The following is a 23,477-nucleotide window of genomic DNA, read 5'->3' as shown; positions in this document are numbered from 1 at the left end:
GCGACACTGTCCGCATAGCAGTGGCCATACGTTTGCAAAGATACGAATAAAATCTAATACAGCGATATAAATAGATTGAAAAGCGGTCTATTTCTCCATAATATGCGTGGCCAGACCGTCGGCTGCCTGGATGATGGCAGTGAGCGGATGGTCGCTTGCTTCTGATATGTTGCACTTGTCCTCGTAGCTTTGGAAAGGGAGGTTCCAAGCCCCCATGTGCCAGCGAATGGCCAGCACCTCGTCGTTGGTGAGCTGTAGGCCGAGGCGCAGCAGCATTATCACCGATTTCTCGCCGTGGCCGAGTGGAAAGCGCGAGTAGTCGGCCTCGTATGTGTCATACTGCTCCCAGCGGTTCTGTTCGTCCTTGCGCCATTTCTTTGCCTGTTTGTATATGTTGGCCTTGCACACGTCGTGCAGTAGCGCAGCTATGGTGATGCTTTCTTTGGTGAGCTGTTCGGCTGTGTCGGGCTTCATCAGTATCATCTGTTCACGTAGCATCATCGCCATGCGGTATACGTTGAGCGAATGCTCCACGAGCCCGCCCTCATAGCTCAGATGGCGGTTTATTGATGCCGGGGCCTCAAAGAAGCCAACCTTTTCCAGATATGTTATCACGCTGTTGATGCCTTGACGTCCTGTGGCGTTGAGCAGAGATACAAACTTGTCTTTCATAAGTGCACATGGTTTGTTTGTGAATGGAGGGTGGTTCAGTTCATATGTAGGGACATATTTTTGTATTTGTCCGTTTATATAATATATAGATATATATTTTGCGGACAAATCCAAGAATATGTCCCTACTGTGCAATATTAATATTTTGACACAGCACATCCCCCTTGGGGGATTATAGGGGGCCTCCCTTTACTTAGCGCACGGTGTCCACGGCTTCAATTGCTTGAAGAAGTCGTTACCCTTGTCGTCTACAAGTATGAATGCGGGGAAGTCCTCGACTGTGATTTTCCATATAGCCTCCATGCCCAGTTCCGGATATTCAACGCACTCGATGCTCTTGATGCTGCTCTGCGACAATACGGCAGCCACACCGCCGATGGTGCCGAGATAGAATCCGCCGTGTTTCCGGCAAGCCTCGGTAACAACGTCGCTGCGGTTTCCCTTGGCTATCATCACAAGACTGGCACCATGATCCTGGAACTCGTCGACATAGGGGTCCATACGATTGGCCGTGGTCGGCCCCATCGAGCCGCAGGGATAACCCTCCGGAGTCTTGGCCGGTCCGGCGTAGAGTACGGGATAGTCCTTGAAGTACTGTGGCATGTCCTCACCGGCGTCAAGACGTGCCTTAAGTTTGGCGTGGGCAATGTCACGGGCAACGATGATCGTTCCTTTCAGGTTCACGCGTGTGCTGACGGGATATCTGGTCAGTTCGGCTCGTACCGAATCCATGCCTTTGTCGAGGTCTATCACTATACCTGTGGTTCCTTCACCCGGATTGCGCATTTCTTCCGGGATGAGTTCGGTTGGATTGCTGTCCATCTTTTCCAGCCAGATACCGTCCTTGTTGATCTTGGCCTTGATGTTGCGGTCGGCCGAGCAGCTCACACCCATACCGATGGGGCAGCTTGCACCGTGACGCGGCAGACGGATTACGCGGATGTCGTGGGCCAGGGCCTTGCCGCCGAACTGTGCTCCGAGACCGATTTTCTGAGCCTCGACGAGCAGTTTCTTCTCGAGGTCGATGTCGCGGAAGGCACGGCCGGTCTCGTCACCGGTGGTGGGAAGGTTGTCGTAATACTTTATTGATGCCAGCTTCACAGTGAGCAGATTCTTCTCTGCCGATGTTCCGCCGATAACGAATGCAATGTGATAAGGCGGGCATGCTGCTGTGCCGAGGCTCTTCATCTTCTCCACGAGGAATGGCAGCAGGGTGCCCTCGTTTTGTATGGTAGCCTTGGTCATGGGGTAGAAATATGTCTTGTTGGCCGAGCCGCCACCCTTAGCCACCATTACAAAGCGGTATTCCGTGCCTTCTACAGCCTCGATGTCTATCTGTGCCGGAAGGTTGCAGCGTGTATTCACCTCGTCGTACATATTGAGCGGGGCGTTCTGCGAATAGCGTAGGTTGTCCTGTGTAAATGTGTTGTATACGCCGAGCGACAGGGCCTCCTCGTCCTCGAAGCCGGTCCATACCTGCTGTCCTTTCTCGCCGTGGATGATGGCGGTGCCGGTGTCCTGACAGAAAGGCAGCACGCCCTTACATGCCGTCTCGGCATTGCGCAAGAACTGGAGAGCAACATATTTGTCGTTCTCCGACGCTTCCGGGTCAGTGAGTATCTGTGCCACCTGTTCGTTGTGCGATCGACGCAGCATGAATTCCACGTCGTGGAAAGCCTGCTGTGCGAGCAGTGTGAGAGCTTCTTTGGATACTTTGAGGATTTCGTGGCCCTCAAAGTCGCCGGTTGACACGCCTTCTTTAGTGAGCAGGCGGTATTCGGTGTCGTCCTTGCCCACCTGGAACATAGGAGCGTACTTGAATTCGGGTGTTGTTGCCATAATAAGTTATATATTGTTATATGTTAATGTCGTGACTGCAAAGTTATGATTTTTTTCCGATATACGGCTCCATATATGTATAAAATGCGTAAAAATGTGAAACATGAGCCTTGCTCTGCGGCGTTATTATGATGTGGCGTTCGTTTCTATCTGACGTTGCAATATAGCTGCACAGATTATGAACCGTCGGTTATAGATCGTGTTTTTTTATAATAATTTGCAACCTGTCTGCAACATTAAGATTATTTGTATTCGCATTTAGGAAAGATAAGATAATAATTGGAGTGACGTTGTGGAAAAGCATTAAATTTGCAACGGAATTATGAACGTTTCACGTCAGGACGAATGAGACGGGCGAATTTGCCTTGGGCTTGTCATGACGGGAAAACGCGCTGTTTATTTTTATCAACTAATTAAAACTCATAAGGTATGAAAGGATTTTATTTATTGGCAGGTATTGCCGTAATGGCAGTCGTAGGTTGTAGCGGGTGTAGGAATAAGTCGTGTTGCTATAACAAAGACGGAGCCGCTGTGGTTGAAACAAATAAGGCCAAAGTGTTACCGGCCGATTTTTACGGAACGTATACCGGTACGCTTCCATGTGCAGACTGTGGCGGTATAAAAACCCGACTTAAGATTAACAGAGATACGACATACGAGTTGCGTAGCGAATATCTTGGCAAGAAAGACGCCGTGTTTGAGGAAAGCGGAGTTTATAATATTGTGGCTGAAGACGTTATAGAACTTATAACTCCGTCTTCGGGGTACAGGACCTATTATAAGATTCTTGACGGAGCGATTGCACTGTCAGACAGCACAGGAATGATTACCAAGGGAGAACTTGCAGAATACTATATTCTTAAAAAGCAGTGATACAGACCAATCATTCCATATCATCAAGAGCGGCAGTACCATTGGAACAGGTACTGCCGCTCTTGATAGTATAATAAGGTATTCCGGTTAAATCGTATGGAATGCCTTTCTGTCTGATTAATATCCGAAAATCTCTTCTGTTGTCAGTCTCTTTACAGGGCCGATTTTCTCAAGCAACTTCATGTCGAGTTGCTTCTCGTCGCCGAGTATTATGTATCTATACGGCTTGTGTGCCATGTTCAGCTGTTCAAACTTGACGATGTCGTTCATTGTGAGCGAGGGTAGGGCGTTGTATATCTTCTCGTCGATGTCATAGTCTATGCCGCGCTGTTTGGCGAAATAGTAAGCATAGAGTACGTTCTCGCGGAGTGTGCGCTGGCTCTGCAGTTTCTTGGTGATGCTTTGGCGGGCTATGTCGAAAGCGGCCTGTGACTGCGGGATGGTGTCCACTATATTGTTGAACACATTGATACAGTCGCCCATCTTGTCGTTCTGTGATATGATATATGTGTAGAATGATTCCGGCTCCGTCTTGCGCCACGGCTCGCGGTAATAGGCGGATGCGCTGTACGCCAGACCGCGGGCCTCACGCAGTTCCTGGAACACGATGCCGTTCATGCTGCCGCCGAAGTATTCGTTGAATACAGCCTTTACCGGAGCTTCATCTACATTCCACGGACGGTTTTCGTTGTGGAACTGTACCATGTATATGTTCTTTGCATCGTATGGTGCTATGTATACCTCGTTGCTCGGAGTGGGCTGCATGGCATACTTCTTTCCCGAGGGTAAGGGAGCGAGCTTCTTCGGTGTCTTGTGGGTCTTGGTGATGAGTGCGGCCAGTTGTTTCTCTGTGTATGGGCCGTAGTACATCACAGTATGTTCCATTGAATTGAGGTTTTTCACCATATCCGGCAACATCTGTGCCCCGCCTTCGCGCAGTTCCTTTTCACTCAGAGTGTTGCGGTAGGGGTTGTAAGGCCCGTATTGTCCGTACTGTCGCAGATAGGCGAAGTTGTAGTTCTGGTTGGTCTTTTGGTCATCGCGGTTCTTCTTCAGCAGGTTGACATATTGTTCGTACGATTCGGCATCGCCCTTTGCGTTCTTCAGGAAGTCTTCAAACAGAGCGAGGGCTTTTGGCAGATTCTCGTTGAGACCGTTGAGGTATACCCACAATGTGTTCTGGCTGACGGAAAGCGAATAGTTGCATGCCAGTTTATAGAACTCCTGCTTTATTTCAGCCGATGTCTTCTTGTCGGTGCCGATGTAGTAGAGATAGTCGGCCACGAGATCTATTCCCTTTACGTCTTCCGTTCCGAAGTCGTAGCAGAAAGCCAAAGTGAAGAGATCATCCTCGTTGTTGTGCTTGTATAGCAGCGGCAGGTTCTTAATTTTCGAAACAGTCATGTCTGTCTTGAAATCAATGAATCGCGGCTGTATCGGTTCGGTCTTAGTGTTGGTTATTTCCATAAGGAACTTGCTGCTCAGGTCGCGGTTGGTGGGTATTGCCGTTATCTGCGGCTTGTCTATCTTCTTGAGTGTGGTGTCGTTGCCCATTTTCTTGTATACACAAACGAAATTGTCACCGAAGTGTCTGCCGGCAAAATCCACAATCTGCTGTTTGGTCATCTTCTCTATACGTCCGTATTTGCCAGTAACATCGGCCCACTGCTCTCCGTTGACGAATGCGCTTACGAAAGCGTCGGCACGGTAGTCGTTCTGCTTCAAGTTCTTGTAGTACTCAAGTTTCATGTTGTTGATTACAGACGGCAGCAGATCGTCCGAGAAGTCGCCGCTTTTCAGCTTGTCCATTTCGCCGAGTATGAGTCCGCGCAGCTCTTCGAGCGTCTGGTTGTCCTTAGGCTGCCCGCTGACAACGAATCCGGAGTAGTCTGTCAGTCCGTAGCAGAAAGCTCCTATGCCACCGCTCAGCATCTTCTGTTCCAGATTCACCTCAAACAGTCCGGCTTTGCCGTTGGCGAGCATTTTTGATATGACTTCGAGCGTGTCTGCCTGTGCATCGGCAGCATTCTTGAACCGCCATGCCATCATCAGCCTCTCTGCCTCCTGACCTATTACGGTAGAGTCTTTGATTGCCGTCAGCGGTTTCAGCGCCGGATATTCCGGACGTGAGAGGGCGGGATTAGGTTTCCATGTGCCGAAATACTTGTCTATCAAGACTATCACCTCGTCGGGGTTCATGTCACCGGCCATGCAGATGGCCGTGTTGTTGGGCACATAGTAACGGTTGAAGTAGTTCTTGATGTTTGTTATCGAAGGATTCTTCAAGTGTTCCTGCGTACCGATTGTGGTCTGTGTGCCATAGGGATGTCCGGGGAAAGCAAGTTCAAAAAGGGCGTCATACATCTTGTAACTGTCTTTCGCGATACCAATGTTGTACTCCTCGTATACGGCCTCGAGTTCGGTGTGGAAACCGCGTATCACCATGTTCTGGAAGCGGTCGCTTTCCACCTTAAGCCAGTTCTCGACTTCGTTGGCCGGAATATCTTCCGTGTAACATGTCACGTCGTTTGACGTGTAGGCGTTGGTGCCCTCTGCACCTATAGATGCCATCATCTTGTCGTACTCGTTGGGGATGAAGTATTGTGCGGCCAACTGCGACAGGCTGTCAATCTCCCGATATGCCGTCCGGCGTTCCTGCGGGTCGGTGAGTTTGCGGTATGTTTCGTAGCGTGCCTCTATGGCGTCGAGCAGTGGAGTCTCCTTGCTGTAGTCGGTTGTACCGAACGATTTTGTGCCCTTGAACATCAGGTGTTCCAGATAGTGTGCCAGTCCTGTTGTCTCGGCCGGATCGTTCCGGCTTCCGGTGCGTACGGCTATGTAAGTCTGTATGCGCGGTGCATCCTTGTTGACCGAAAGATAGACCTTCAGTCCGTTGTCGAGTGTGTAGATGCGTGTGTTCATCAGGTCGCCTTCAACGGTCTGATACTTGTAGTCCTTGGCTTGTGCCGTAAGTGCGGCAGCCGTGAACATACAGGTTGTAATAAATGTTTTTAACCTCATTGTGCTGTTTATTGTTTTATTGATTTTTTATAAGTTTAATCTAAATTGTCTGCAAAGTTAATGTTTTCTATCAACAAGACAAATGAAAAATTGCATTATTTCATGTTTATTCGTGTAAAATGGTCAGTATGATATGTATATCGCGTTTCTTTCTGACATAAGGAAACTATCTATAGACATACAGTTTCATATCTGTTCCTGTTCAAGTTTTGCCAGAAAGCTGCCAAGCAGATTTTCGTCCATGTCTCCCAATGCATATTCCCGTTCTGCATCGTGACGGATGGCACCGAGCCATTCGCGGCGTGCTGTCTCGTATTCCCTGCCTATGCTTATAATATCGTCTTCGGTAAGAGTGTCGAGGCCGAAGTAGTCGAGGATTACACTGTAAGTCCAGTTCCATTTGTAAGTATCGTAGTTGGCGTGCATCGTGCCGAAACGCTCTTCAATAGTCTGGATATCGTCCACGGCTCCGCTGCTTATTTCGTTTGCCAATAGCGACACTTCGCTTTCCGGAACCATCAGTCCGGCCATGTCTGTCCATTCGCCGGTGCCGATGCTGCTTTCGGGAAGTTCGCAGAAATGGTCGCGTACGGCTTCGCCCATATACAGGCGTATGGCCATGTCGTAATATTTGATGCCCTTTTGCAGGGCGCTGTTGCGTATTGTGCATCCGCCATAGACGTATGTTGCAGCGTCCTCGCCCTGCTCTTTCTTCAGTTTTTCGAGCGTATGTTTTCCACGTATCACAGCCTGTATGGTATAGGGACCGAGCCAGTCGAAGTTGACAATGGCGGTGCGGTTTGTCCGCGGCCGCATGTCGCGTCTGGGCCATTTCTCCGTGTCGCGGTATGTTCCCACGGTTACAAGGTTGCGTCCCGGAACGACGAACGTGGTGTCTCCGGAGGCTATTATGTAGGAGAAAGGCAGGTCGCGCGTGTCGGGATGATTCTGCACCTTGCCCATAAGCATGGAGAATGCCCCTATATGTGCCGGCATGAGCAGATGTGCTCCGCTTGCCGTCTTTGCCCCTCTCTCCAATGTACCGTGGTGTATGGGGCCGAGCTTGTAGGCATGGTTGCTGTAGTTGGTGCCCGAACCGGCGTTGTAGAATGAGAACATGCCGCCGATGAGCAGTGTCGATTTGTGATGACTGACGGTGAACGGGCCGCAAAAAGCCGCGCAAGCCTCACCGTTGTCCATGTATGAGTTGGCGAAGAACACACTGTTTTCGGCCGAGAAGCCTTTTCCGATGTGACAGGCCTCACCGATGAAACAGTTGTCGGTCTTTGCTCCGCCGAGTACAGATGCGCCTGCCGCAATCACGGTGTTCTCGCATATTACGTCGTTGCCGATGTATATGCCGGCATTGTCATTGCCCGTCAGTGTGCATTCGTTCAGCCGCGATGCGCAGCTCACCTCGCAGTCGTCGCCGATGATGGTGTTGATTATCTCTTGTGTGTTTACTATCTTCACCCTGCTGCCTATCATGCCCCGTTGTCGCTGGTGACCGTCGGTGAGTCTCTTTACGGCCGATTTCAGTGCCGGCCACACATCGCGTTCGGAGGCATGGGCCACCATGAATGCCGCCATTTGCGATGTCAGTCCGTCGTAGATGATGACGTTGCCGTCGCCCGCCTCATTCATCACCGGTATTATGTTCATCTCGCCATAGGTCGCAGCCTCGTCGGTTGTCATCCGTCCAACATTGGCTATGTAGCATTCCTCGCCTATGTCGTAGCGGTTGATATGGCATCCGATGTTCTCTATCAGACAGTTGTCGCCCACGGTTACGTCGCGCAGAACGGCATTGTGTATACCGGTAGGGCGCCGGAATCCTTCTTCCGTCTCTATCCTCTTGTCGAATATTCCGAGGCACACGCTGCCGAAGAACGACACACCGGTTATGCGTTCCGGTGTGAAGTCGGCCGCCACGCTGATGTCTCCCCAGTCTTCTGCGTGGCATCCGCTTTTCTCGAGAGAGCTTATCTCGTCGAGGGTCAGACTGCGATATCCGTCGGGGATGGTATCGGGATTACTGCTCATAATTTTCGTAAAGGAAGTCGTTGTACGGATACTTCTGCACATGCAGTTCGCGTACGCGCTTGTATAGCACGTCGCGAAGTTCGTCAATGTTCTGTTTCTCGCGTGCCGAGATAAACAGACAACTGTCCGCCATCCTGGCCATCCATGTTGCTTTCAGCTCGTCGAGCGACACGTTTTCGCGCGTAGGCGGCGTCAGGTCGTCGTCGTCCTTCTCCACCCATGTATATGCATCTATCTTGTTGAATACAATCATCGACGGTTTGTCGGCACAGCCTAACTCGGAAAGTGTCGTCTCCACCACTTTTATCTGTTCCTCGAAGTCGGGATGCGAAATGTCAACCACGTGCACCAGCAGGTCGGCCTCGCGCACCTCGTCGAGTGTCGACTTGAAAGAGTCGACAAGGTCGGTGGGCAGTTTTCGGATGAAACCCACTGTGTCGGCCAGCAGAAACGGCAGATTGTCTATCACCATCTTCCGGACCGTCGTGTCAAGCGTTGCAAAGAGCTTGTTCTCGGCAAACACTTCACTCTTAGACAGCAGGTTCATCATCGTCGACTTTCCCACATTGGTATATCCCACAAGGGCCACGCGAATCATGCGTCCGCGATTTTTCCTCTGCGTAGTCTTCTGCTTGTCGATTTCCTCAAGGCGCTGTTTGAGCAGTGTGATGCGCTGCAGGATGATGCGGCGGTCCATTTCGAGCTGTGTCTCGCCCGGTCCGCGCAGACCTACACTTCCCTTTCCGCCGCCGCTTCCCGAGCCTCCGCCCTGACGCTCGAGGTGGGTCCACAAGCGTTGCAGACGCGGCAGCATGTAGCGGTGTTGTGCCAGCTCTACCTGTGTCTTGGCCTCGGCCGTCTGTGCCCGCATGGCGAATATGTCGAGTATCAGACTTGTGCGGTCGAGTATCTTCACTTTCAGTTCTTTCTCAATGTTGCGTATCTGTTTGGCCGACAGTTCGTCGTCGAAAATCACCATGCCCACTTCGCGTTCGGCGTCTTCCTCTGCCTCTATGTATTGTCTTATTTCTTCCAGCTTTCCGGAGCCTACGTATGTTACCGAACTCGGTCCGTTCACCTTCTGTGTAAATCGTTTCACGGTGACGGCACCGGCGGTATCGGCCAGAAATTCCAGTTCGTCGAGATATTCTTTGGTCTTGGCCTCGTCCTGGTCTTTGGTTATCAGGCCGACGAGCACGGCGGTTTCTGTTTTTGCTTCGGATATTACAAATTCTTTCATCCAATATACATTAATATATATAATTCGCCACAAAATTAACGATTTACCGCGAATTACACAAGATATATATGTATTTATTGTTACACAGCGTTGCAAAATGCCAGACGGTGGAACGGAATCGCGTCAAACGCCGGAACGAAATTACGTCAAATAGCCGAACAGAATTGTGTCAAATAGCCGAATGAAATTGCGTCAAACGACCGAACGAAATTGCGTCAAATGACCGAACGAAATTACGTCAAACGGCCGAATTATCTTCAAAAATATTTGTTCGGATGAAAAAATAGTTGTATTTTTGCCGCTGTAAACAGCATAAGAAGATGAAAAAAGCATATAAAAATAGAATAGCCGACCGACTTCTTGCCCGCAAATTGGCAGGCAAGGGCGCCGTGTTGCTTGAAGGTGCCAAATGGTGCGGCAAGACAACAACCGCCGAACAGATAGCCAAGAGCGTTCTTTATATGTCTGAAACGGGAAAGGTGGAGCAGAACAAGCAGTTGGCCAAGATAAATCCGGCTATATTGCTGCAGGGCGACAAACCGCGACTGATAGACGAATGGCAGGTGGCACCGGCCCTGTGGGACAGTATAAGGTTCGAGGCCGACCACAGTCCGCATTTGGGATTGTTCATTCTTACAGGCTCGTCGGTTCCGGCCGACATGAGTGAGGTCGTTCATTCCGGCACGGGGCGGATTGGATGGTTGCGCATGCGGCCTATGTCGTTGTGGGAATCAGGCGAATCAACGGGCGAAGTGTCGCTGGCAGAGCTGTTTACTACCCCCGAGATTATAGGCGGGATGTCGTCGATGAACCTTGAAAAGATGGCTTTTCTCGCATGCCGTGGCGGATGGCCGTTGGCCGTAAACATGAGCGGTGACATAGCTCTCGACCAGGCTTTCGATTATATCGATGCAGTGGAAAAGCGCGATGTATCGATGGTCGATGGCGTGAGCCGCGACCCGGCGCGCACCCATCGGCTTCTGCGTTCGTATGCCCGCCATCAGGGGGCGCAGGCTTCTTATGGCACTATCAAAGCCGACTTGATGGCAAACGAGTCCGACTCGTTTGCCGAAGATACGATAGCATCGTATATAAACGCACTGAAGAAGATATTCGTAATCGAGGATTCGGAGGCGTGGAATCCGAATCTGCGCTCAAAGTCGGCTATAAGAACGTCGGATACCCGCTATTTCACCGACCCGTCGATAGCAACGGCAGCCTTGGGACTGGGCCCGTCCGACCTTATCAACGACCTGAATACATTCGGATTGATATTCGAAACGCTCTGTGTGAGGGACTTGCGGGTGTATGCCGAGGCTCTTAACGGGCGTGTTTATCACTTCAGAGACAGGAATGGACTGGAGTGTGATGCGGTGGTGCATCTCCGAAACGGCTCATACGGACTTGTGGAAATCAAGCTCGGGGGGGACGATTTGATAAATGAAGGAGTAAAGACATTAAAGGAACTTTCTGGCAAGATAGATACCGGCCGAATGAAACAGCCGTCGTTCCTTATGGTGCTTACAGCGGTAGGCTTTTATGCCTATCGGCGCGAAGATGGGGTGTATGTTGTTCCCGTGGGATGTCTGAAAGATTAGTTGCAGCCAGGCTGCTCGGCAGACAGACGGTTTTGACCGCCATTTGGAAATTGAAATACCGGTATTAATGCTTAGACCTGACATCGAACAGTTTTATAAGGAAGTTTGCGAGGTGGTGTGTCATATACCCGAGGGCAAGGTTCTCACATACGGAGATGTGGCACGGCTCGTAGGCTATCCTTGCCATTCGCGCCTTGTGGCCCGTGCCTTGTCTTCATTGCCGGCCGGACATCATGTTCCGGCGTGGCGTGTCGTCAACTCCCAAGGGCGCACGGCCCCGTGCTGGCCGCAGCAACAGGCATTGCTCGAAGTCGAGGGGGTGGTGTTCCGGAAATCCGGTTTCGTTGACATGAAAGCGTGTCGTTGGCAGTTACTGTAGGAGCAGTACAAGCATGAGGCATTGCGGATATGTTGGAACATCATCAAATGTTTGTACTGAAAATACTTTACCTATAGCCCGTAAAACTCGCAAATTCTCGACAGAATATTTTTTTTGTGCAAATATGCGAGTTTTGAGCGTGTATCTTTAATAGCCTGTCTATCAGAGGTATAGTCGTGTTTGTAACGTAAGTGTGCAATAAAATCACCTCATTTTTGCTTTGCGGGTTTTGCCGTAAGGGCCTCCCGAGGTTGCAACGGCGCCGTAGTTGCATTGCAACGAGGCCGTAATGGGAGGGTAAAGAGGCCGTTATGGCAACCCAATAAGGCCTTTACGGCAGAACTTTGATGGAATTTTGGCGATTCAGCAGAGCCGGAAACGAGAAACCGGTGCATTTCCGTTTCTATTTCGTGATGTGCGAAATTCGGAATTATCAAGACATATGACATGATATTCTCTAAAAATAAAAACAGTCAACCTTATACGGATAAGTTTGTCAACAAAATTAAACTATATCATCCTCCGAACAAAACGTGTCCGGACAGAACGTGTCCGGACAGAACGTGTCCAACGGATAGGGTGTCCAAAACTTGTCGTTCATTTCTAAAATCATAGTCAAATAATATATAAGTTAGTCACAGTATTAAACTATAACGCGCCCCAACGGGGCAATAAGCACACAGCCCGGGGCAGAGCGAAGCGGCACCCCGGGAACAACACGATTGTATACACTCGCCCAGAAAGGGCAAAAGCATTAATTATCAGGTATTTACAGTTTATATATTGTATGTTTTTATGCTTTTGCCCTTGCAGGGCGCGGAGTGTCGGTGTTTGATTCCCGGGGTGCCGCTTCGCTCTGCCCCGGGCTATGTGCTTGTTGCCTTTTCAAGGCGCATCCACTCTATATCCGGACGATTATGTAGTTTAATTTTGTTGACCAACTTAATAGCTCAGAACTATTTTTTCTGCAGCACTAACCTTGTTATTGTTTATTCAAAATTCTCTGCAAAATTACAGTGTTTTTGGAATACAATCAATATGGATATTAGAAAACATATCGATAAATTCAACCGACATTAAACCTTTCCGTATTCAATGCGTCAAAACAAATAGGAGGGTGGCACACGGCCACATCTATTATTATATATAAAAACAATCTACTAATAAATAATGAAGAAGATACTTTTATCAACCGTTGCCGCACTCGCCTTTACGGCATCGTGGTGCCAGCCGCGCTATGACATGAAACGGATAAGCCGCGAAAGGCTTGATCGTGGTATTGTGGCTTTGCGACAATCGGACGGCTCGGCCGTGGTTACGTGGCGCACACTGATGAGCGACCGTAAGGGAGAACCGTTCGACATATACCGCAACGGAGTGAAGCTGAACGACAAGCCGCTCACCGAAGGCGGTACGTTTTTCATCGACAGGAACACAGGCGGGGGCGACGTGACATACGAGATTCGCGGCGGCAGCCGTAACGGCATCTATACTCTCAGGGCCGATGCTCCGGTCGGCTATCTGCCGATAAAGCTCGACAAGCCGGAGGGAGGCATCACACCCGATGGCCGTGCATTCACGTATTCGGCCAACGATGCAAGCGTGGGCGATGTCGATGGTGACGGACAATACGAGATAATACTGAAATGGGAACCGTCTAACGCGCACGACAATTCGCACGACGGATTTACAGGTCCGGTACTTTTCGACTGCTACCGTATCAGCGGTGAGCGTCTGTGGCGCATCGATATGGGACCGAATATCCGTGCAGGTGCACACTACACGCAGTTTATGGTATATGATTTCGACGGTGACGGCCGTGCCGAGATGATGGTAAAGACAGCCGACGGCACTGTTGACGGGCGTGGCAAGGTTATCGGTGACGCCAAAGCCGACTGGCGGTATGGAATAAAGGAGGCTATGGAACATTTCGAGGAAAACCGTACCTATGCCGTGAAGGAGGCCGCAGAACGCGAGAAGATGCGCAAGCAATGGCAGAACGGCAGGCAGCGTGACAGCCGGCAGGTAAAGCGGCAGGGACAAATGAAAGGACAGCAAGACCGACGCGGACAGCAGCGGAACCGACGTGGCAATGCCAACAGAAACGCCAACCGCTACCAATGGCCCGGAATCATGTCAAAGTCCGGCCGCATACTTGACGGACCGGAATATCTCACGGTGTTCAACGGACTGACGGGTGAGGCCATGGCAACGGTGGATTATGTTCCCGAACGTGGCGAGCTTAGGGCGTGGGGCGACGAACGTGGCAACCGTTCGGAGCGCTATCTGGCCGCTGTAGGCTATCTTGACGGTCGTAGGGCGAGCGGCATTTTCTGTCGCGGATACTACACCCGCACCGTCATTGCGGCATGGGACTGGGACGGAAAGGAACTGAAAAACCGATGGACCTTTGACACCGACGACGAGCGTTGGCGCAGCTATGCCGGGCAGGGCAACCACAACATACGCATAGCCGACGTAGATGGTGACGGATGCGACGAGATTATATACGGCTCGATGGCTGTAGATAATGACGGCACGGGATTATATAATACGGGTATGGGGCATGGCGACGCTATGCATTTGACTGTATTTGACCCTTCGTCCGACCGTTTGCAGTTGTGGGACTGTCATGAAAACCGACGTGACGGCAGCGAATTGCGCGATGCCGCGACGGGCAAGATACTCTTCCAGATAAAGAGCGGTATAGATGTCGGCCGCTGCATGGCTGCCGATATTGACCCGACAAACCCTGGACTGGAGATGTGGAGCTCAGACAGCAAGGGGATAAGGACGATAAAAGGTGAGATATTGAAGCCTCTGTCACAGCGTAACGCTGAAGGCCATTCTGACGGAGCAGCGTCAAAGCCGACCAAGCCGGCAGTCAAGAAAGCATCTGAAAATGACAATCAGGACTCTTCCAATTCGGACGATACGGCTCTGTATATGCGCGGTATGCGTCTGCCTACCAATTTCGGTATATGGTGGGACGGTGACCTGCTGCGCGAGATGCTCGATCATGCCACAGTATCAAAGTATGACTGGACCACGGGAAAGGTTTATCCGATAGTGAAGTTTGACGGATGTCAGTTCAACAACGGCACCAAGTCAAACCCCTGTGTCAGTGCCGATATACTCGGCGACTGGCGTGAGGAGGTCGTCACCCGCACCGATGACAGCAGCGAGTTGCGCATATACGTGTCGCCCATACCTACCGACTACCGCATCAACTGTCTTATGGAAGACATACCATATCGTCTTGGCGTGGCCACGGAGAATGTGGCGTACAACCAGCCGCCGTGGACAGGATTTTATCTCGGTCCAGACAATACGGTCGTGGAATTCCTGAAATGAACGGGCGCGGGCCGTTAAGGTTTTCTGCTCTTGACGTTTTTAATAAGAGTGTTGCATGGCTTCGGAGTCACATCAAAGTCCATACCGGTATTGGAACTTTGGTACGATTCCGAAGCCATGCGGCATTTTTGTCTGTAAAAAGTTGATGTTTGGTCTAAATTTCATCCCGTTCGTTTGAGTAAGACATGTTGTTTATCCGTATTTATATAAAAGGTGTTCCTGTAGGAACAATCTGTCATACTCATATTTAATAACGACGAATTCAAAATATGAAAAGAAAGGCAATGATAAGTCTGTGCCTTTGCCTGTGCATGCAGTTCTCGGGCCACGCGCAAGACTATGACGCAAGCAAACTGAAACAGCGTGTAGACGTGTATATGAACAAAGTGGCCGTACAAAGCGACTGGCTCACGTCGCGTTTGCAGATGTATTGGCATTCGCATGCTACGGATGTATATGTAAACGGTGAGACTTTTGACCATGCGGGCGGCAACCGGGCACCGGTTCCTACGGTCAGGTTTAACGGTACGCGGAGCAACGGTGCGGCCTATTCTCGGCCTAAATTGGAGGATATTGTTCCGTATGACGACGACGCACAGTCGAACGTCACGTACATCAACAAGGCAACAGGCATTAAGGAAAAGGTAAGTCCGGCGAAGACGGGATGCAACATAGCCGGTGTGAACCGTGAGATTCTCGGTATTGCCCGGGATGCGGCCCGCATCTTTGCCGCCACCGGCGATACGGCTTATGCTAATCTCGCGAGGCCTGTGCTCGACACTTATCTGAAAGGTATATACCATCGCAACGTTCCGACAGACTTGATGCACGGTCATATGCAGACACTCGTCGGAATGACGACGTTCGAGGTGATACACGAAGATGCCGTGAACGAAGTCACGGAGACATACAGGCTGCTTGTGCCGCGTTACGGACGGTCGGATTTGCATGAGGCTGCCATGAAGAAGTGGGCGGAAAACATCATTGCCAACGGTGTACCCCATAACAACTGGAACCTGTTTCAAGCCGAGTTTGTGGCAAAGATAGCTTCAGCGTTGCAGCCGAACAGTGCCTACAGTGACGGAAAGGGCAGGGAATACTATCAGGACAGGGTGCTAAATAAGTCGAGCATACGCCAATGGAGCATGAAGCGCATGACTGACTATTGTTTTGACCACAACACAGCCATATGGTACGAGTCTCCCGGATATAGTACTACTGTGCTTAACGACTTCGCCTCCTTTGCCAACCGCATGGATGTAGAGGCCGGAATGGATATGTTCAAGGACTTGCCTGTGCTGAAAAGGGCTGTTATGGCATCGCCCCAGTATCTGATGCCCAACCGGATGATATGTGGTTTTGGCGACACACATCCCAACTATCTTAGTATGAGGGCTGCCGACCAGGTGCTCGACTATGCCCGCAGACACGGAGACAAAGCCCTTGAGCAGGAGTTTGTTGGCCTTAAGGAGGCAATAGCCTCAGATGCTCCTAAAGAGAAGATCGAGCAATATGTGTCTCCGTCATTCTATGCTCCCAACGTGTCGTGGCTCATGCAGCGTACAGGCATGGACGAGCGTCACGATCTTGCCATATCCCTCAACGGCTCGTTGGGCAACCATATGCACGCCAATGGCATATCAATGGAACTGTATGGCAAGGGGTTTGTGCTTGGTCCTGACGGTGGTATCGGACGTACGCTGTATAGCGGTGACGACTATAAAGAGTACTATTCGCAGTTTCCTGCCCACAATACGGTGTGCGTCAACGGAAAGTCGGGCTATGCCGTGATGATGTCCAACCATGCTTTCAAGGTTGAGGCGCGTTATCCTGATACCAATGACAAGGTAGGATTCGGCCCGGCGACATTCAGTCAGGTGAGCTTTGTCGAGCCTGAGACACAGGCGCGTCAGATGCGTACCAACGGTATTGTCAGGACAAGCGATGCCGGCGGATACTATATAGACATATTCCGAAGCAGGGCCGTCGGTGACGGACAGTTTCATGATTACTTCTATCACAACCTTGGACAGACGATGACATTGACGGGTGCAGACAACGGGGACCTGGCACTGAAACCGAGTGAAGAGCTGGCCTTTGCCGGTGGAAATCTGTATGCTTATTCTTATATATACGACAAGAAAAGCGCACGTACGGGCAACGACGTCAAGGCGACCTTCACCACAGAGTGCCCTGACGGGAGGAAGATTGACATGACGATGTGGATGCAGGGATACCGTGACCGTGAGGTGTTCAAGGCGTTGTCGCCTGTAAATCTCGAGTATGAACGGTTGCCCAAGTTTATGCCGTATAATGTCGGGGAGCAGCCTGTATTGACCTATGTGGCCCGGCAGTGCGGCGAAGCATGGACAAAGCCTTTTGTAGCCGTGTTCGAACCGAGCGACACCGATGAGCCTTCAGAGATACGGACCGTAGAGTTTTTCAAGCCGTCGGGCAAGGATGCCGTCGGTATAAAGGTCGTTTTGAAGAACGGACGTACGGACTATATCTTCTCGGCCCCGCAAAAGACGAAGATGAAATATGACGGCATGAAGGTTGATGCCGTATATTCTATAATATCCAATGGAAAAACAATATTGTGCAGATGAAACGGATTGTATTTATTCTGGCATGTATCGCTTCGATGTATGCGAATGCCGGAACATTTGATGCGGACAAACAGCTGGAGTATTGCTCATCGCAGGTAGGCAGGGCATTGAGGTTGCTCAGACCGTATGATTTCAAAATAGCACCACGCAATATTCTTGCCACCGACAAGCAGGAAGGGTGGAACTGCCGTAAAGCAGTGGCTGAGGAATGGTGTTCGGGATTTTGGCCGGGCATACTGTGGATGGATTATGCCTATACCGGCGACAAGGAAGTGCGCAAAGCCGCCGAGGGCTATACCGGTCAGCTTGCATATCTGTCAGGTAGGCCGGCCTATGACCACGATCTGGGTTTTATTATCATCAACTCTTTTATGAAAGGATATGAGCAGACCAAGAGCGAAACTTATAAAAAGGTGATATTGGATGCGGCCGATACATTGGCGACACTTTTCAATCCCAAGGCCGGCACGATGCTTAGTTGGCCGCGTCATGTCAACGATTATCAAGGACACAACACAATCATGGACAACATGATGAATCTTGAACTGCTGTTTTGGGCAGCCCGGAACGGTGGAAACAGGTTGTTGGAAGATTTGGCTGTGAGCCATGCCGTGACAACAATGCGTCATCATTTCCGTGCCGACGGTTCTTGTTATCACGTGGCTGTATATGACACTTTGACCGGCAAGTTCCTCCGCGGACAGACACATCAGGGTTTGTCCGACTGTTCCATGTGGTCGCGTGGGCAGTCTTGGGCCGTCTATGGCTATACGATGGTGTATCGTTATACCAAAGACAAGCTGTTTCTCGACTTTGCCCAAAAGGTTACCGATATATATCTGAAGCGTTTGAAAGAGACCAGTGACGACTGGGTGCCGTTGTGGGATATGGACGACCTGCGTTCCAATGCTCCCAAGGACGCTTCGGCTGCTTGTGTCGTAGCTTCCGCCCTGCTCGAACTGAGTGGATATGTCGGCGGATTCAAAGGCGACTTTTATCGTGATGCGGCAATACGGATGCTGTCCGATTTGAGTACCGACAGATATCAGAGCGGCAAGCGTAATGTGGCTTTTCTCAGGCATTCCACCGGTCATCATCCGGCGGGGAGCGAGATTGACGCGAGTATCGTCTATGCAGACTATTATTATATTGAAGCATTACTAAAACTAAATAAAATACAATGAAACGCAAACTATCATTATTGATGCTTTTGACAATGCTGTCCATGGTCGGCTATGCCGCCGGACTGAAGACCTATCCGGCTCCCGACGGAGCTCCGTTGAACGATGACTTTACTTTGCTCGTGCGTCAGCCGGGAGGAACATGGCAGACGGTTCCCACGTATTTGTGGAAGGTCGACAACGCCATTAGCGGTAAGCATAGTGTGGAGAACACTTCCGTAGCTTCGTTCGACTTTGATTTTTCCACTGGGCAGGCTGTTGAACTTGCAGTTGTGAGCCGCCGCCAACGGGTGGACAGTTGCCGTGTACGCCCGTTGTCTTATGACATAAAGCATACCGTAAACGGTGATACCATACGTTTTTCGCTGACAGAATCACGTTATGTGTCGGTAGAGGTGAACGGTGATATTTTCCATAATCTGCAGATATTCGCCAACAATCCTGCTCCTGTGGTGACAAAGGAGATGCGCAAAAGCAAGAGTTTCATATATTACGGTCCTGGTTATTATGACCTTGGTGGCGATTCCATAAGCATTCCTACCGGAGCGACCGTATATATCGACGGCGGTGCTTATATCAAGGGGTGGATGTCGGTGTATGGAGCCCGCAATGTGAAAGTTATAGGCCACGGCATGGTCAATCCTGAACGTCAGCACGAAGGCATAATGGTGCGCTATTCTGACAATGTCGTTATCGACGGACCGTTTACCACGCAGATTCCCGTCGGTGGCAGCAGTTCGGTGAGAGTGCGCAATGCCAAGGTTATGTCGTGGTACGGTTGGGGTGACGGTATGAATGTGTTTGCGAGCAACCATGTCAGTTATGAACATGTGTTCTGCCGCACCAGCGACGACTGCTCCACCATATATTGCACCCGCAAGGGGTATGCCGGCGGTTGTCGTGACATACGTGTGACGGATGCCGTGTACTGGGCGGACGTGGCCCATCCCATAATGATAGGTTTGCACGGTGATATAAACAAGAACGAAGTGATAGAGAACGTGGTATACGAGGATATTGACATATTGGAAAATCCCGAGCGGCAGATAGACTACAAGGGGTGTATAGGCATTAACAACGGTGACAACAATCTTGTCAGACGCGTTACATTCCAGAACATAAGGGTGGAGAGTCTTTCACGCGGTGGTATGCTGTTCAATTTCCGTGTGTGCTACAACAAGAAATATTGTGCTGCTCCGGGCCGTGGCATACATGACATTTACTTGCGCGACATATCATATAACGGTGTGAAGCCGGAGATGTCCATTATTGCAGGATATAACGAGGAGCGTACGGTGAAGAACATACACTTTGAGAATCTGCGAATCAACGGGCGGACCATATATGACGACATGCCGGAAAAACTGAAGTGGTATAAGACTTCCGACTATGCCGGCATATTTTTGGGCGAGCATGTGGAGAACGTTACATTCACCAAGTAGTGAATATATCGGATGAAGTGATTCCTAAGCGATAGGAAAAACGTTCGGGAATCACTTCTTAAACATCCCGAAATTAAAGAATCCGAATGGAGAGACGGCATATTCATAGTGTCAACTCTCCGTTCGGATTCTTCGATTTTATCTTTGTTCTTCAGGTAGCCTGGAGTTCAGTTCATTTATTGTTTCGGTTGTTGCCGGACAGTTTCACCACCTTTTTCACGCCCTTCACCTCAGGTGCTTTCAGATCGGTGATGCTCTCGTTCTTGACATCGTCCAGCATCACTGCAGGCCGATAGTCGGGACGTTCGGTGTAGAACGTGATGTGGTTTAGGTCAAGTCCGTCCACGTGCCGGGCATACAGGCCGTATGCAGGAGTAGGACCGGCGAAGCGTGGTTCGGGATAGTTGGTGCCTTGTTCACGGTATTCGCGTTTGGCAAGGTCTGCTGTGCCGCCGCCACGGTATTTTATACGGATGTTGTTCAGTGCGATGTTGCGCAGCGGATGGCCCGGCATGCCGGTCACGATGATGCCTGCCAATGAGTCCACATCGTCGGCTATGACATTGCTTATCTGTATGTCGGCACCCGAAGACACTGTGTTGCGCTCCTTAGGTCCTCGGTTTCGGCAGCCTGTAGTGATGTATATAGGATAGTGGTGGACGTGGCTCATGGTGATGTTGCTGACAACGATGTTTTCCATCAGTCCCTGGTCCACTTCCTCGAATGCCAGTCCGCTGCTGTACATGAACGTGCAGTTGCTCAGAGCGATGTTGCGGTAGCCGCCGTTTGACTCCGTTCCCAGCTTGAAGCGGCCGCACACCCAGTTCACCTTTTCCGGTATGTAAGTTCCGTCGAGTAGCGTACCCATCTTGTAACCTGTGATGACACAGTTGGTCACTGCGATGTGTTCGCATAGCACAGGACGTTTCAGCGCATACGAACTTTTGAGCACCAACGCGTCGTCGCTCGGAGTGTTTATCTTGCAGTTGCTCACTGTGAGATATTTGCAGCAGTCGATGTCGAAGCCGTCGCGGTTGGTGTCTATCGTCACGTTGTCCACTGTGCCTATGTCGCAACCGGTCATGATGATGGCAAAGTGACCTCCGCGATATATCGTCACGTCGCGTATGAGTACGTTGCGGCACTCTTTCAGTGCGATGGCCTTGTCACCGGTGCCTATGTTGCCGCCCTGCAGATTGCCGCCTTTCTCTGTATCTTTCTTGGTCAGCCCCTTGCCGTCTATCATTCCGCGGCCTGTGATAGAAACGTTGTTCTGTCCCACGGCCCATATGAGACTGTTGTGGAAATAGGTGTGGCCGCCATCCTGATAGGCCGGCCCCTCCCATGGCTCGGCCTCGTCATATGCTTTCATGGATGCCGGTGCGGCCAGGATAGTGGCACCGGCCGAAATGTGCAGCTCTACATTGCTCTTCATACGTATGCTTCCGCACAGATACGTGCCTGCAGGCAGCACCACACGACCGCCGCCATGTGCCACGCAAGTGTCTATGGCACGGTTGATGGCCGTGTGGTCGAGTGTCTTGCCGTCGCCCAAGGCTCCGAAGTCTCTCACGTCATAATCGGTCGCGGCATTGATGACGAGGCTCATCATGAGTGCTGACAGTAAAAGTATTCTTTTCATTTTGTTATTTGTTTTTTTAAGTTATTGTTGTATACTGATAAAGTGAATATAATCTTGGGTTTATACTGCAGAAGCCTCTTTCTTTAATTAAATAATATATATTCATCTAGTTCAAACAAAGAAAAAAATCGTCTGCTGTCGGCTTTCTGTCGGAGGCAGACGAATATCTGCGTATCTATGATGAAACTATTGTAGAAGAAAAGGAAATGCGCAAAGACCTTCGGAGTTACGCAGATCGACAGATGTGGCGGTCTCGTGCCACAGATACCGCACGCTGACGGGGTGGGGTACGGCTTCCGACCATACGCTGACGTGACTGTTGTCGATGATTTCTGCATTGGCGGCATGCCACACGCCGTCGCTACCGGCCATTTCAAACCATCGGAGCATGCTTCCCGACTTACGCTCCAGGCCTTTCTGCTTTTTTTCAAATCCGGTGCCTACGTGTGTGAAGTGTACTGTCAATCTGTTCTTTTCACGTGTCATGGTGTCGGCTCTCGGACCGCTCCACTCCAATTCCGTACGGCCATATACTTTGTTCAGTGCAAGTACGGAAAGACGCCGGCCTACTTCCCATTTATAAGAGTGGTGTATATCGAAGAGGTCGTCCACAAGGTCGGGGTTGAAGATTATTTCCGTATTGCTGACGCTGTCCAGGCAGGCCATCTGCTGTTGCCGGAAACGCGGAAGTTCCTCGGCATCCACTACACCGCGCCTATGGTGACGGTCGCTATATATATGAGGAGCCAGCATTACAGTAAGGAAAGGGGCTTCGCTGACACCCCATTCCTGTCGCCACTCTTCTGTCATCGCCTTGAACATTGAGGCGTAATTGCGCTCACGGTTAGTGCAGTTGTTCTCGCCTTGATACCACAGAAAGCCGCGTATGGCGAAAGGCACGTAAGGTGCAATCATTTTGTTGTACCACTCACCTCCCTTACGCCATGTCTCAACCATCGTACCGCCTACTGCTGTACTGATGATGCCAACAGGCACCTGTAGGGAGTCTTGCAGATGGCGTACACAGAAATAGCCGGGAGCCGAGACCATAGGCAGACTCTCACTATTGGCATTGTTCCAGCCTGTATCATTTCCTTTGCGCGGACACGTGAACACGCGTATCTTGGTGTTCTCGGATTTTGTCAGCTCTTCTGCGGCCAGATCTTTGCCTTTGTATGGTTTTTGGTAAGTGCGATACTTCTTCATTGTATACTCCATGTTTGACTGTCCGGCGGCCACCCATACCTCGCCCACTACCACATTGTCGAGTGTCAGCTGCTGCTTGCCTGCCTTGACGGTAAACACACACCCTTCGAAAGATGCTTTTTGTGATGGTAGCATGGCCTGCCAGTGGCCTTTGCCGTCGGCTACGGCTTTCGCCTTGAATTTGCCGAAGGTTACGGTCACTTTTGTTTTTGGTGCCGCTTTGCCCCATACAGGCAACGGTTGTCCTTGCTGCAGAATCATGTTGTCAGAGAATATGGGACCAAGCGTCAGACTCTGTGCTACTACTTGTATCGTTATGAGGGGTAACAATCCTAAAATATAAAATAATCTTTTCATTGTAGTTGTTTGGACTAACTT

General features: G+C 50.5%; 14 protein-coding genes. 7 read left to right on the top strand and 7 right to left on the bottom strand.

Annotated elements, in window-relative coordinates:
* Positions 1 to 87: 87 nt before the first annotated feature.
* Entirely contained in the window at positions 88 to 672 is a 585-nt protein-coding gene (locus tag HPS55_RS04870; RefSeq protein ID WP_172176972.1) for an HD domain-containing protein, read from the bottom strand.
* Between the two features lie 189 nt (positions 673 to 861).
* Positions 862 to 2,511, bottom strand: coding sequence for a fumarate hydratase (locus HPS55_RS04865; protein ID WP_172176970.1), 1,650 nt, complete (start codon positions 2,509 to 2,511; stop codon positions 862 to 864).
* A 429-nt stretch (positions 2,512 to 2,940) separates the two neighbouring features.
* On the opposite strand from HPS55_RS04865, the gene HPS55_RS04860 reads away from it, so the two are divergent.
* Positions 2,941 to 3,384: a copper resistance protein NlpE gene (locus tag HPS55_RS04860; protein WP_172176968.1), complete on the top strand. Its 444-nt coding sequence runs from the start codon at positions 2,941 to 2,943 to the stop codon at positions 3,382 to 3,384.
* 117 nt (positions 3,385 to 3,501) lie between these two features.
* Here the strand turns inward: HPS55_RS04860 and HPS55_RS04855 are convergent, their stop codons facing one another.
* The 3 genes from HPS55_RS04855 to hflX form a co-directional block, all read right to left on the bottom strand.
* On the bottom strand, positions 3,502 to 6,405 hold the full coding sequence (locus tag HPS55_RS04855) for a M16 family metallopeptidase (protein WP_172176967.1): 2,904 nt from the start codon (positions 6,403 to 6,405) through the stop codon (positions 3,502 to 3,504).
* Positions 6,406 to 6,591: 186 nt separating this feature from the next.
* Entirely contained in the window at positions 6,592 to 8,448 is a 1,857-nt protein-coding gene (locus tag HPS55_RS04850) for a DUF4954 family protein (protein ID WP_172176965.1), read from the bottom strand.
* Complete coding sequence (gene hflX / locus HPS55_RS04845) at positions 8,438 to 9,688, bottom strand: GTPase HflX (protein WP_172176963.1); 1,251 nt, start codon at positions 9,686 to 9,688, stop codon at positions 8,438 to 8,440. The genes HPS55_RS04850 and hflX overlap by 11 nt, the downstream gene beginning before the upstream one ends.
* A 320-nt stretch (positions 9,689 to 10,008) precedes the next feature.
* Between hflX and HPS55_RS04840 the strand changes: the two genes are divergently transcribed.
* The 6 genes from HPS55_RS04840 (at position 10,009) to HPS55_RS04810 (ending at position 20,251) form a co-directional block, all read left to right on the top strand.
* Entirely contained in the window at positions 10,009 to 11,286 is a 1,278-nt protein-coding gene (locus HPS55_RS04840) for an ATP-binding protein (protein WP_172176961.1), read from the top strand.
* Positions 11,287 to 11,353: 67 nt separating this feature from the next.
* The gene (locus tag HPS55_RS04835) at positions 11,354 to 11,665 is read left to right on the top strand and encodes an MGMT family protein (protein ID WP_172176959.1); all 312 of its coding nucleotides are present in this window, start codon (positions 11,354 to 11,356) and stop codon (positions 11,663 to 11,665) included.
* Positions 11,666 to 12,835: 1,170 nt separating this feature from the next.
* Positions 12,836 to 15,019 (top strand): rhamnogalacturonan lyase, encoded by a 2,184-nt coding sequence (locus HPS55_RS14205; protein WP_253945838.1) that lies wholly within the window; start codon positions 12,836 to 12,838, stop codon positions 15,017 to 15,019.
* Positions 15,020 to 15,288: 269 nt separating this feature from the next.
* On the top strand, positions 15,289 to 17,628 hold the full coding sequence (locus HPS55_RS04820) for a heparinase II/III family protein (protein WP_172176957.1): 2,340 nt from the start codon (positions 15,289 to 15,291) through the stop codon (positions 17,626 to 17,628).
* Entirely contained in the window at positions 17,625 to 18,812 is a 1,188-nt protein-coding gene (locus HPS55_RS04815) for a glycoside hydrolase family 88 protein (protein ID WP_172176955.1), read from the top strand. The genes HPS55_RS04820 and HPS55_RS04815 overlap by 4 nt, the downstream gene beginning before the upstream one ends.
* Positions 18,809 to 20,251 carry a glycoside hydrolase family protein gene (locus tag HPS55_RS04810; RefSeq protein ID WP_172176953.1) on the top strand — a complete coding sequence of 481 codons (1,443 nt, stop codon included), beginning with the start codon at positions 18,809 to 18,811 and terminating at the stop codon, positions 20,249 to 20,251. The genes HPS55_RS04815 and HPS55_RS04810 overlap by 4 nt, the downstream gene beginning before the upstream one ends.
* 172 nt (positions 20,252 to 20,423) lie before the next feature.
* Here HPS55_RS04810 and HPS55_RS04805 read toward each other — a convergent pair whose 3' ends face one another.
* Both HPS55_RS04805 and HPS55_RS04800 read right to left on the bottom strand, forming a co-directional pair.
* Complete coding sequence (locus HPS55_RS04805) at positions 20,424 to 21,893, bottom strand: rhamnogalacturonidase (RefSeq protein ID WP_172176951.1); 1,470 nt, start codon at positions 21,891 to 21,893, stop codon at positions 20,424 to 20,426.
* A gap of 186 nt (positions 21,894 to 22,079) precedes the next feature.
* Positions 22,080 to 23,456: a sialate O-acetylesterase gene (locus HPS55_RS04800; RefSeq protein WP_172176949.1), complete on the bottom strand. Its 1,377-nt coding sequence runs from the start codon at positions 23,454 to 23,456 to the stop codon at positions 22,080 to 22,082.
* Positions 23,457 to 23,477 lie beyond the last annotated feature (21 nt).

Source organism: Xylanibacter rodentium (assembly GCF_013166575.1).
Classification (GTDB): Bacteria; Bacteroidota; Bacteroidia; order Bacteroidales; family Bacteroidaceae; genus Prevotella; species Prevotella rodentium.
This window is presented reverse-complemented; position numbering and strand designations above follow the sequence as displayed.